Annotated in this window: 9 protein-coding genes; all 9 read left to right on the forward strand. The window is 52.4% G+C overall.

The window, feature by feature from the left end; genetic code table 11:
* Positions 1 to 45: 45 nt before the first annotated feature.
* The 9 genes from JNE38_RS13030 (at position 46) to JNE38_RS13070 (ending at position 12683) form a co-directional block, all read left to right on the forward strand.
* The gene (locus JNE38_RS13030; RefSeq protein ID WP_203356935.1) at positions 46 to 1092 is read left to right on the forward strand and encodes a glucose-1-phosphate thymidylyltransferase; all 1047 of its coding nucleotides are present in this window, start codon (positions 46 to 48) and stop codon (positions 1090 to 1092) included.
* On the forward strand, positions 1089 to 1892 hold the full coding sequence (locus JNE38_RS13035) for a glycosyltransferase family 2 protein (protein WP_203356936.1): 804 nt from the start codon (positions 1089 to 1091) through the stop codon (positions 1890 to 1892). Before JNE38_RS13030 ends, JNE38_RS13035 begins: the two co-directional genes overlap by 4 nt.
* The gene (locus JNE38_RS13040) at positions 1889 to 2839 is read left to right on the forward strand and encodes an NAD-dependent epimerase/dehydratase family protein (protein ID WP_203356937.1); all 951 of its coding nucleotides are present in this window, start codon (positions 1889 to 1891) and stop codon (positions 2837 to 2839) included. The genes JNE38_RS13035 and JNE38_RS13040 overlap by 4 nt, the downstream gene beginning before the upstream one ends.
* Positions 2840 to 2865: 26 nt before the next feature.
* Positions 2866 to 3939: a glycosyltransferase gene (locus JNE38_RS13045; protein WP_203356938.1), complete on the forward strand. Its 1074-nt coding sequence runs from the start codon at positions 2866 to 2868 to the stop codon at positions 3937 to 3939.
* A 12-nt stretch (positions 3940 to 3951) separates the two neighbouring features.
* Positions 3952 to 5238, forward strand: coding sequence for a UDP-glucose dehydrogenase family protein (locus JNE38_RS13050; RefSeq protein WP_203356939.1), 1287 nt, complete (start codon positions 3952 to 3954; stop codon positions 5236 to 5238).
* A gap of 147 nt (positions 5239 to 5385) precedes the next feature.
* Entirely contained in the window at positions 5386 to 7197 is a 1812-nt protein-coding gene (gene pepF, locus JNE38_RS13055; RefSeq protein ID WP_203356940.1) for an oligoendopeptidase F, read from the forward strand.
* A gap of 258 nt (positions 7198 to 7455) precedes the next feature.
* Positions 7456 to 8676, forward strand: a complete 1221-nt coding sequence (locus JNE38_RS13060; protein ID WP_203356941.1) for an efflux RND transporter periplasmic adaptor subunit — start codon at positions 7456 to 7458, stop codon at positions 8674 to 8676.
* Positions 8677 to 8680: 4 nt separating this feature from the next.
* Positions 8681 to 11764 (forward strand): efflux RND transporter permease subunit, encoded by a 3084-nt coding sequence (locus JNE38_RS13065; RefSeq protein ID WP_203356942.1) that lies wholly within the window; start codon positions 8681 to 8683, stop codon positions 11762 to 11764.
* 130 nt (positions 11765 to 11894) lie between these two features.
* Positions 11895 to 12683 carry an SDR family oxidoreductase gene (locus JNE38_RS13070; protein ID WP_203356943.1) on the forward strand — a complete coding sequence of 263 codons (789 nt, stop codon included), beginning with the start codon at positions 11895 to 11897 and terminating at the stop codon, positions 12681 to 12683.
* Positions 12684 to 12705 lie beyond the last annotated feature (22 nt).

Genomic DNA, 12705 nt, shown 5'->3' on the forward strand with positions numbered 1-12705 from the left:
GCATACGTTATAAGTATCGCAGAGCACCTTTGGGGAGTGATACTTTTGAAAGGGTTAATCTTGTGTGCTGGACGGGGTACGCGACTGCACCCGTTCTCCTATTCGCAGCCCAAAACCCTCCTCCCTGTGGCCAATCATCCGGTTTTACACTATTGCATCCGCAAACTTCGAGAAGTGGGTGTCTATGACATCGGGATCGTCATTCACCCTTCCCAAGTGCAAATTCCACCTCTGGTAGGCGATGGTAGTCAATTCGGGGCTACCATTACGTTTATTGAGCAGAAGGATCCACTGGGAATCGCCCATGCCGTCCAATTAGCGCAACCGTTCTTGCATGACGAACCGTTTATTTTGTTACTCGGTGACAACTTGTTGATGGATTCGCTGCACGGGCTTACGCGTGCGTTTTCGACTGCAACATCCGACGGCGTTGTGATGCTAAGTGAAGTGGATAGACCACAGGATTATGGGATCGCCGAAGTACAGGATGGGCGTCTGGTCTCCGTGGAGGAAAAACCTCCATTGCCGAAAAGCAATCTGGCGGTAATTGGCGCTTACCTGTTTACCAAACCCATTTTTGAGTCGATTGCTACACTTCAGCCATCTGCCCGTGGTGAGTATGAGATCACGGACGCAATCCAGTCTATGATTCATCGTGGTTTTCACATTGCCCATGCTGTTACAAGTGGGAAGTATTCGGATGTGGGGACGATAGAACGCTGGCTGGAGGCCAATCGATGGATGCTGACGAACGATTTGGGAGATCGCCATCAGATTGGGAAGGATTCTATCGTAGAAAACTGTGAGATCGTGGGGCCGGTCTTGATTGGAGACGGCTGCCAGATCAAGAACTGTCGACTGGGGCCCTTTGTCTCCATACAGAACGGCGTCCAACTAGAAAATTGTGTTCATATCGAAAACAGCATTCTCCTCGAAAATAGCACCTTGCAAGATGTGGCATGGAAAGTGACAGACAGTGTGTTCGGCCGCTCTTCACAGTTATCCGTGAACTCAACTGACAGCAGCGGCGTCTTCATTTTGAGTGACAAATCCTCGATCCGCATACCAGCTAACAAGAGGGAGGAGCCATGAATCCGACCTTCACCGTTGTGATCCCTACGTACAATCGAGCCAAGTTTATCCGAAAAGCGATCAGAAGCGTCATCAAGCAGACCTGCAAAGACTGGAAGCTGTTGATCATGGACGATGCCTCGACGGACAGAACGAGGGGTAAGGTGGATAAATATCTGTTCCACCCCAACATCACATACTATCGGATGGAGAAAAATTCTGGCATTTCCAAAGTGATGAACCAAGCGTTGACGATGGTGGACACACCGTACCTCGTACAGCTAGACTCGGACGATTGGTTACCGAAAAAGACGTTGGCTGTGCTGAAGCGGTATATTCAAAAAAGCAAACCGAGCACGTCCTTGTACTACGGAAATGTGAAAATCTGGCGAGTGAGGCGGGGCAAATATCACAACCCGTTCCTCGTCAAACACAAGCATTTTCGCAACAAATATCAGTTCCTGAAATACAACCGCTGGATGGTGGCACCGCGCTGCTATCGAGTGGCTGCCTTACGAGAGGTCGGCGGTTGGGATACGTCCGACAAATACGAGGGGCGGATCATGGAAGACAGGCGCATCATCTTGCGCCTGATTGAACGCTATCGCGTGAGATTCATCAATAAAAAGCTGTATAACCGCACCAAGCATCGCGGACAGCTGACGGATGGCAAGATGAAGCGCAGGCGCAACTACCTGCGGAGAAAGACCTTTAAATACTTTTTAAAGCGCTGGGGCAATAAGTACAGAGCCGTATTTGGATACAAAAACGGATATTTGGTCGTCAAACGGCTGAAGAAAGTGAGGCGGCGACGGCGATGACAAAAGCGCTTGTCACCGGTTGTGCCGGTTTTATTGGATCCCATTTGACTCAGCGGCTGTTGAGAGATGGAGTCACGGTCGTAGGGGTGGATGGGTTTCTCGATAATTACGACGTTGCAGCAAAGCTTCGCAATTTGGCCGAAATCGGAAATCACCCCGCCTTTACGTTTCATTCGACGATGCTGCAATCCCAAAGATGGAAGGAGTGGCTGGATGGAGTAGACACCGTCTACCATCTGGCTGCGCTTCCCGGTGTACGAAACAGCTGGGGCAAGGCTTTTGCTGATTACGTCAATCACAATATCCTGGCGACGCAGATGCTGCTGGAAGCGTGCCTCGCGCGGCAAAAACCACCGGTCATCGTAGTCTCCTCTTCCTCATCGGTCTACGGAACCATGCAAGGGACTCTCACAGATGAATCCTCTCCGCTTCGTCCTGTTTCCCCATATGGGGTGACCAAAGAGGCGATGGAGCAAATCTGTTTGGTGTATGCAAAAGCGTATGGTCTCCCCGTCACCATGTTGAGGTATTTTACCGTCTATGGTCCCAGACAGCGTCCGGATATGGCATTCCATCGATTCTTCCGGCAAATGATGAAGGGCGATCCAGTCGTGATCTATGGAGATGGACAGCAGTCGAGAGATTTCACGTACGTGGCAGATGCTGTCGAGGCTAATATTCTTGCGGCAAGGCATGCGTCCCCAGGAGAAATCTTCAATGTGGGTGGCGACAGGGAAATCAAGCTTCTCGACGTGCTCTCCATTATGAGCGGGCTTTTGAACCTGACACCTAATTTGTCGTTCCAGCTTGGTCCAGCAGGTGACTCCCTCCGCACATGTGCAGATATTCAGCTGGCGCAGACGCGACTCGGTTATCGGCCACAAGTCCCTCTCGAAGAAGGTCTTCGCTTGCAGTTAATAGATATGCGCGCACAAGCCAAGGGATAATTCTCAAAACACTGGAGGCTAGCTGCATGCATCGGGTTCTCGTCTATCGAAGAAAATTCCTTCCGAGAAGCGAAACATTCATCTATGAGCAGCTGCTTGGGCATCAACGGGTGAAGCCGCTCGTCCTGTGCAGGCAGCGTCCTTTCAATCGCAAACAGTTCCCTTACTCGCCGGTCTATGTGCGCAAGCGTATGGCCGGCCTCTCCACATGGTTGAGGAGAAAAAAAGTAAAATGCTTGCACGCTCGTTTCGGACCCGCTGGCCTGGAACTGCTACCCTATGCGAGGCGAACCAAATTGCCGCTCATCACGTCCTTTCACGGCTTTGACGCCACCAAGCGTGTCAAAGGGAATCCTGGCTATCGCAGGGCGCTGAGGCGGCTGTTCCGAAAGGGAAAAGCGTTTACAGTCGTCAGCAATCACATGAAAAAGCGGTTGGTGCGGCTGGGCTGTCCATCGAAAAAGATCACGCTCATACGCTCAGGGATTGATTTGCGGAAGTTTCCCATGCAGCCTGCCCAGCCTGTATCCAACGAGGAGTATCGCATTCTCAGCGTCGGCAGATTGACCGAGAAAAAAGGCATGGATACCCTCGTGAAGGCGTTCGTCAGTGTACGGAAAAACCATCCTCACGCCAAGCTCATCATCGTGGGAGAAGGGGAGGAAAAGGGGAAGCTGCGGCGATTGATCAAAAAATACAAGCTTGGGAAGCAGGTCGTGCTCAAAGGCGCACTGCCGCATAAAGAAGTTCAGCGTGAGCTGGCTCGGTGCCATCTGTTCGCGATTGCGTGCAAGACGGCTCGCAATGGGGATCAGGAGGGCATTCCCAACGTCTTGATGGAGGCCATGGCCTCTGGACGTCCCGTGATTTCCACGTATCATTCTGGAATCCCCGAGCTGGTCGAGCACAAGGTGACCGGATATTTGGTGCCGGAGCGCTCTCCCACAAAAATGGCGCGAATGATCGACCACGTCCTGGAATCGCGGCATGAATGGCCAGAGGTGGCAGCGCGTGCAAGGGCAAAGGTGGAACAAAATCATAACATCGACAAGCAGCGCGCAATACTGGAGGAACTGTACTTGCGCGTGATGAAAAAATGATGGGGTGAAAGAATGAGGGTTGCCGTTATCGGTACCGGATACGTTGGACTGACAACGGCCGTCTCGCTTGCGATGAACGGCCATGATGTCCTTGGGATTGATCTCGTAGAGGCCAAAATCGTCCAGCTGCAAAAAGGAAAATCACCCATATATGAGCCAGGACTCGAGGAAGCACTGGCGCTCGTATTGAAGCGAGGGAACCTGGAGTTTACGACGAACATAGCGGATGCGCGGGAAGCCGAAATTTTATTTGTCTGTGTGGGAACACCGGAGTCTGCAGACGGAACCGCAGATTTGTCGTATGTCTATGCCGCAGCTTCTGATGTGGAGGCTCTGCACCGCAGTGCTCCCCGGAAGCGAGTCGTGGTCATAAAGAGCACCGTGCCAGTGGGAACGGGAGATCGGATCGCGGAGAAACTGCGTGAGCTAGACGGACTGCACGTCGTTTCCAACCCGGAATTTTTACGGGAGGGAAACGCGCTGGAAGATGCATTGCACCCTTCCCGAATCGTGATTGGGACCGCTCACGAAGCGGCAGCCGAGACGATGGAACAGCTGTACCAGGGGGTGAACGCCCCGCGGGTAGCAACGACCAGGGCCAACGCTGAGCTGATCAAATATGCGTCGAACGCCTTCCTCGCGACCCGAATCTCGTTTATGAATGAACTGGCCAGATTGAGCGGCGCACTTGGGACAGATATTGTGACGGTCGCACTGGGGATGGGGCTGGACAGTCGGATCGGACCCGAATTTTTACGAGCAGGCGTAGGCTACGGTGGCTCTTGTTTTCCAAAGGATACGATTGCCTTGCTGCAGCTTGCCCATCAAAACGGGATCTCCATGTCCATTCTGGAGAAAGTCCGCGAAGTGAATGCGACCCAGCCGATCTGGTTTTTGGAGCAGCTGCACAAACGCCAGGGGAATGTGGCGGGTAAGAAAATCGCGGTGCTGGGTCTGGCCTTCAAGCCTGAAACCGATGATATACGCGAAGCCCCCTCGCTGAAGATCCTGGAGGCCCTGCAAAACGCAGGGGCAACAGTAGCTGCCTACGACCCGATCGCAGCACAGGTAGTGCGACCGCTGTTCCCTCAAGTGGAGTATGTAGGCAATCCTGCCGAGGCGTTTAAAGGTGCCCATGCCGCCCTATTGATCACAGAGTGGAAGGAATGTATCCATCTGGACTGGGAGGCAATCAAGTCGGATATGGCGGTGCCTTTGCTGCTGGACGGAAGGAATGCATGGCCTTCCCAATCATTAAAGGATGCGGGCTTTGACTATACAGGCGTAGGCAGAAGCTGACTTTTCCAGGCAGGAGCAGTCAGCTTTTTTTTGTGAAAATTTTCTCGGCTATTACCGTTCTGTACAATTTGAACAAGATGGCATAATAAGATAGGATAATCATATGGATGATTTCACCAGCCAGCAAACTATGAGGGAGTGATCACGGTGAACAAAAGCAAAACACTGCCCAAACGCAGCGATGTCCCTGCCGAATACAAGTGGCGTCTAGAAGATATTTACCCGAGCGATTCTGATTGGGAAAAAGATGTGCAAAAGGCCAAGCAGCTAGCCGATCAAATCGCGGGCATGAAAGGCAAGCTCGGTCAGTCTGGCGAAGAGTTGCTGGCAGCCCTGAAACTGCAGGATGAGCTACTTGCGACACTGGACCAGGTGTATGTGTACGCCCGTATGCGTCGTGATGAGGACAATGCCAACAGTACGTACCAAGGCTTGACCGACCGGGCAACGAGCTTGAGCACGCAAGCATACGGAGCCATTTCTTACATACAGCCTGAAATTTTGGCCATCTCTACGGAAGTGATGGAGAAGTGGATTCAGGAAGTCTCGGGACTTGACCACTACCGCATTTTGCTCGAAGAAATCATGCGCTTCAAGCCGCATACGCTTTCCTCGGAGGAAGAAGCACTCCTGGCTAATATGAGTGAACTGGCATCTTCGCCGAGTAAAATCTACGGGATGCTGGCCAATGCCGATATGAAATTCCCGATGATCACAGATGAAAATGGGGAAGAAGTGGAGCTGACGAAAGGACGCTACACGCAATTTATGGAAAGCAAGGACAGACGTGTTCGAAAAGAAGCCTTCGACGCGCTCTATGAGACCTACGGCAAATTCCGCAACACGATTGCCGCCTCATTGACTTCTGCCATTAAAGGGGATGTCTTCTACGCTCGCACACGCAAGTATCCTTCAGCCCTGTATGCAGCACTGTTTGCAGACAATGTGGACCTGTCCGTGTACGACAACCTGATCGCGACCATTCATGAGCATTTGCCGTTGATGCATCGCTATATCGCGCTTCGCAAAAAACTGCTCGGGGTCGATGAGCTCCACATGTACGACCTGTACGTTCCGATTGTTCCGGAAGTCGATATGAAGATTCCGTACGATCAGGCAGTCTCCACCATCAAGGAAGCACTTCACCCACTTGGGGAAGAATACGGCCGCGTGCTTGCGGAAGGCTTCTCAAACGGGTGGATTGACGTCTACGAAAACGAAGGCAAAACGAGCGGGGCCTATTCTTGGGGAGCGTACTCGACCCATCCATTTGTGCTGATGAATTACCAGGACAACGTGAACAACATGTTTACGCTGGCGCATGAGATGGGGCATGCCCTTCATAGCTACCATTCGAATCACGCGCAGCCGTATACGTACGCGGACTACAAGATTTTCGTAGCGGAAGTGGCATCCACGCTCAATGAAGCGCTGCTCATGCATCATCTGCTCGAGACGACCACAGACAAGCAAGAGCGGATGTACTTGATCAACTACTACCTGGAACAATTCAGAGGAACCGTCTTCCGCCAGACGATGTTTGCCGAATTCGAGAAAATCGTTCACGAAAAGGAAGAGAAGGGCGAGCCGCTCACAGCAGATTCCCTTAGCGAGATCTATCGTGAACTGAATGTCGCTTACCATGGCCCAGATATGGTCGTCGACAGTCAAGTGGATATGGAATGGGCGCGGATTCCGCATTTTTACCGCAATTTCTACGTCTACAAGTACGCAACTGGTTTCTCAGCCGCGACCTCTCTCGCCAAACAGATTCTGGAAGAAGGTCAGCCAGCCGTGGACCGCTATCTCGACTTCCTCAAGGGCGGCAGCTCCGATTATCCGCTGAACTTGCTGAAAAACGCAGGTGTCGATATGACTTCTCCAGAGCCGATTCGCGAAGGCTTGGCCGTCTTCAAGGAATTGCTGGATGAAATGGAGCAGCTGGTCACAAATAGCTAATCGGTAAGTGAACGGACCGATCATAGGAAAGCAGTCAGGGTGAACGCCTTGGCTGCTTTTTTTGTTCTTTTTTTGTAAAAACAGAGAAAAAAAGGTAACGTGATTCTAGTCTCTTCGTATATACTTATGTCTTGCTGGAATATTGTCCCTCCGACTTTGGACGGAGAAAAAATTCCTCCCGTTGGCTGTTTTGCGCAGGAGGGAAAAACTGGCACAATGATGCAAGGAAATGATTGCTAATTATTTGGAGGAATCAAGGTGAAAAAACGAGCGTCGATTATGCTGGCCTCACTGTTGCTGGTGGCAACCGGATGCGGCCCTGCTCCTGAAGCTCCCCAGCAAGCAGAGGCAAAGGCGAAAGTGGTAGAGGTCTTCAAAGTACAGAAGGCGACAAAACCCGTGGTATTGAACGTGACAGGAATGGTGGAGGCAAAACGGGATGCCGTACTGCCTTTCGGAACAGGCGGAACGATTTCGGCCATCCAGGTAAGCAAAGGTGCCAAGATCGGTCAAGGGCAGCTCCTGGCGACGCTGGACACCCGCTACTACCAAAAAGAAGTGGAAGTGGCCGCAAGCCAAGTCGCAGAGGCGGCTGCACGCAAGACTCAGACGCTCAAAGGTGCGACGACGCAAGCGATCGAACAGCAGCGTCTGCAGGTGAAAAGCGCACAAAGCCAGCTCGAAAAAGCCCGGCAGGATGTCACAGTAGGCGAAAAGCTGTTAACTGGCGGAGCTATTTCGCAAAGCGAAATAAACGATCGCAGACGCGCGTTGACGCAAGCGGAGATCTCCGTAAGGGACGCGCAGCTTGCCTTGGATGAGCTCATGCGCGGGGCGCAGCCAGAGGATGTAGCGGTTGCCAACGCATCGATCAAGCAAGCGACCGGCCAGGTAGACCGCGCAAGAAAGACGTTGGATGACGCGAAGATTGAAGCGCCATTTGCAGGAACGATCGTGGATGTTTTCAAACAATCCGGAGAGCAGGCGTCACCTGGTGAGCAGATCATCCACTTGGTCGATTTGTCCGAGGTAAAGGTAACCTTGGATATCACGAATGACATGATCGGTCAGTTCACAGACAAGGCAAAGGTGCAAATTGCGTCGGATGACGGCAAGAAAAGCGGTGGAACGGTAACTTTCGTGTCTCCGGTTGTGGACAAGGAAACGGGCAAATACCGAGTTGAGGTGACGGTCCCCAATCCTGACAGCTACTGGCGCGGAGGCATGACTGCATCGGTCGAAGTGCCACGCAAAATCAACGGCTTTCTCGTTCCGTTGGAGAGCGTCGGGGTGAGCCAATCCCAGCACTATGTGATGGCCGTGGAAAACGGCCTTACCGTACGCAAGGAAGTCAAGGTGGGTCAAATGACAGGGGACCAGGTCGAGATCCTGTCGGGAATCAAAGAAGGAGACCAGCTCTTGCGCACCGGCATCACGTTTTACGTAGAGGGGCAAAAAGTAGAGGCGAGAGGAGAATAGCGGCATGAACAAGATCATTCTCTCTTTGCTGAAGCGCCGGCTGATTGTCTACCTCTTCACTTTCCTGCTGGTGATCGCAGGCGTAGGCTCTCTGTTTAGCTTCAATGTCGAGCTGGTGCCAAAAACCAACTTCCCCGTCCTCTCTGTCAACATTTCAGGTGGATCGATCCCGCCAGAAGAAATGGAAGACAAAGTCACCAAGAAGATCGAGCAGGAATTGAAGTCCATTACGGAAATCAAAGAATACACATCGACGACAGGTTCAGGTTCGGTGAGGATTCAGATCACAGCCAATGAAGGCACGGGTGAAAAAGTAAAGTCTGACGTGCAGAATGCGGTGAACCGCCTGCGCAATGGCTTCCCGAAAGCGGTAGATCGCGTGGAAGTCAATCAAATGAACTTCGGGGACGATGCCCTGATCGATTATGCCTTGGTCGGTGCAGATCCACAGTCGATGCTCAGCCTGGCCAAGACGACGATCAAGGACCGCATCGAAGCCGTACCCGGTGTGAAGGAAGCCGAGATCTCAGATCGCAGCTTTGAAAATCAGATAGCCGTTTCGCTGAATCCGGAGAAGCTCAGCGCGTACAGGACGACTCCGGCGAATGTCATCGCCCAGCTGCAGGAAACCAACTGGAAGCAAGCTGTCGGAACATTGGAAAACTCCGGATTTGACACGGTTGTCATGGTCGATGATACCTATAGCACGGTACAGGAAATGACCGTTCTACCAATCGAAACGCCTAACGGGACAGTACCGCTTAGCCAGCTCGCCACCATCGAGGATTTGCGGGGAAAAGTCAAAGACTCGGTAGCGCTGACAAACGGGAGCGTCTTCGTGCACCTGAGCGTGAAGCGGGCAGAAGGCAGTGATCTGATCACGACGCAAGGCAAGGTCGAAGAAGTCGTCCGCCAGATCAATGCAGAGGCGAACGGACAGTACCAAATGAAAGTCATGGTCGAAGCCGTCTCTTATATTCAGCACGCCGTAACCAATTTGAGCCGGGATGTCATGATCGGTGGGGCGCTCGCCATCATCATTCTGTTTGTGTTCCTGCGCAACTGGCGGGTCACGCTGGTCATTGCGACTACCCTGCCAATATCGGCCCTCATGACCTTTATCGCGATGAAGCTGGGCGGCTACAACATCGACATGGTGAGCCTGCTCTCTCTCAGTCTCTCAGTCGGTCTGATCGTCGATGCCGCCATCGTCGTGCTGGAGAGCATCTATCATTTCAGGGAAAAGGGAGAGCCCTTGACACAAGCGATTGTCAAAGGGACAAGGGAAGTACTCACCCCTGTGTTCACATCTCAATTGACGATCATCATCGTATTTTTGCCGCTAGTATTCGCTGACTTTGAGGATTGGCTCAAGCCCATTCTCGCCACGATTGCTTTTACCGTTTCATCCGCTATCGTGGCATCTACGATTGCAGCCTTCTTCTTTGTACCTGTCTTCTCCGATCGCTTTTTGCAAAAAGATAAAAAAGTGTCGTTGGAAGGCGAGGTCAAGGAGCACGTGATCGTTCGCTGGTTTAGCAAGCTGCTCCAGCTGGCCCTGCGCCATCGGGTAAAAACGCTGCTCGTTGCGGTCGCTACCTTCGTCGCAGCAGGCATGATGACGCCTCTCATGAAGATGGGGCAAGGGATCAACCCCAACGAAAATCTCGTGTTTGCCACGATAGAGATGCCGACTGGCTCCACGCTGGAAAATACGCAAAAAGCTGCGCTTGCAGGGGAAGCGGCCCTGCGTGGCATCCCTGAGGTAAACGATGTTTTCTTCTTCTCTTCAAAGGAAAACTCGGAAATTTTCATCTCCTTGCGCCCGAAAAGTGAGCGTCAGCGAGACAAGGAAACATTGACTGCTGATATCAATGAGCGCCTAAAAGCGATTCCGGGCATCGATTCGATCTCGACAAACTTCGGTGGGCAAGGAACAGACGCGCCAATCCAGCTGGATATCGTCGGGGATGACTTGGAGCAAATGCGCAAGATCGCCACAGATGTGGAAGGAATGCTCGCGACCATCCCTGGGGTCGACAACATCCGCAATGACTTTAAAGAAGGAAAAGAAAAGGTGACACTCGTACCGAAGCAGGAAGCGATGTCCCGCCTGAACGTCGATCCTCGTTCGCTGCTGCAGCAGCTCAGCACGATGATCGGGGACCAGCCGATTACTTCCATTACCAAAGACGGGATCGAGGTAGACGTCGTCGCCAAGCTCCCAGACAATTGGCTGAAGCATCCGGATCAGCTGCATCACATCATGATCAGCAGCAAGACGGGAGCTGCGGTGCCGCTGTCCGAATTGGTAGATTGGACGTACAGCAAATCCCCTGTCGTCATCACGCATGATAAAGGTGAACGGATCGTAACAGTCTCAGCAGAAATGCAGGGCACGGATCTTGGAGCTGTCGGCAGACAGGTAAATGAGAAGCTGCCTACGCTAGCCGTTCCCGCTGGCTACAGCATCGAAATTGCAGGGAAACTGAAGGAACAAAGCGCCAATATGACACAAGGAATCTTTGTATTCGCCGGTGTGCTCGCGCTGATTTACGTGGTCATGGTGGCACAGTTCGGAAGACTTTCTCAGCCGTTTATCATTTTGCTGACGATTCCAATGGCTCTAGTCGGTGTTGTGATCGGATTTGTCCTCACGCAGCGCGTATTCGGAGAGATGGCCATGATCGGGATCATCATGCTGGTCGGTATCGTCGTGTCAAATGCGATCCTGCTGATCGACCGCATCAACCTGCTGCGTGGTCGCGGGATCCATCTCGCAGAGGCGATCGTACAAGGGACCAAAGAGCGTGTGCGTCCGGTCATCATGACCAAATTGACTGCGATTTTGGGGATGCTTCCGATGGGTCTCGCCATGGCAGAGGGGTCCGATCTGGAGGCGCCGCTCGCGACAGCGGTCATCTCGGGCCTTGTCTTCCATACGATCGTGACGCTCGTTTTGGTGCCTGTCTTGTATTCTTTGTTCGAAGGGGCCAAGGAAAAGCGCCTGGCTAAAAGACTGGCTCGTCAAGCCAAGCGGCAAGCGAAGAAAGCCGAAAAAGCCCAATTGCAGCCGACTCAAATGTAAGCCGAAGGATGAAAGAGAAGGGGAGTGTGCGATTCCCCTTCTCTTTTCCTTTTCGTTCTTCTGAAAGTTCTGTAGAATAAAGGAAAAGCCATAAGGAAACACTGATAGGCGTCATGAAGGGAGAATGGACATGGATCTGCAATTGCAAGGAAAAACGGCGATCGTACTCGCTTCTTCAAAAGGATTAGGTAAAGCGACAGCCATTTGTCTCGCACAGGAAGGGGCTAACGTGACGATTTGCGGACGCGACGGGGCGGCACTGGCATCTGTTCGCGCCGATATCGAGCAAGCGACTGGCAAGGCACCGCTGGCAGTCACAATAGACGTGACCAAGGAAGAAGACATCAAGCGTGTCGTAGACGAAACGGTACGTCACTTCGGCAGTGTACATATTTTGATCAACAATTCAGGTGGACCGACGCCTGGCACCTTTGATCAATTGAGTGACGAGCATTGGATCAAAGCATTCGAGCTGAATTTGCTCAGCTATGTGCGTGCGATCCGCGCAGTATTGCCTCACATGCGCGCCAACCAATTCGGACGCATCATCAACTTTGCCTCGTCTTCCTTCAAACAGCCGCTGGACAATCTGATTCTCTCCAATACATTCCGCACCGGAGTGCTGGGCCTGGCCAAAACGCTGTCGGCCGAGCTGGGACCAGACGGCATCTTGATCAATACAATCGGACCAGGACGCATCGCGACGGATCGTGTCAAGCAGCTGGACGAAATGGATGCCGCGAAAAAAGGCATGGATGCAGACGAGGTGCGCACACAATCGGAAAATAAGATACCGCTCGGACGTTACGGTCAGCCGGATGAATTTGCCCGCATGGTTACGTTCCTCGCATCACCTGCAAACAGCTATGTGACCGGCCAGTCGTTCCTGGTAGATGGCGGCTTGGTACGGGCTATTTAACGACAGCCTGGTGCAAATAAAA

Origin of the sequence: Brevibacillus choshinensis (assembly GCF_016811915.1) — a bacterium.
Taxonomy (GTDB): domain Bacteria; phylum Bacillota; class Bacilli; order Brevibacillales; family Brevibacillaceae; genus Brevibacillus; species Brevibacillus choshinensis_A.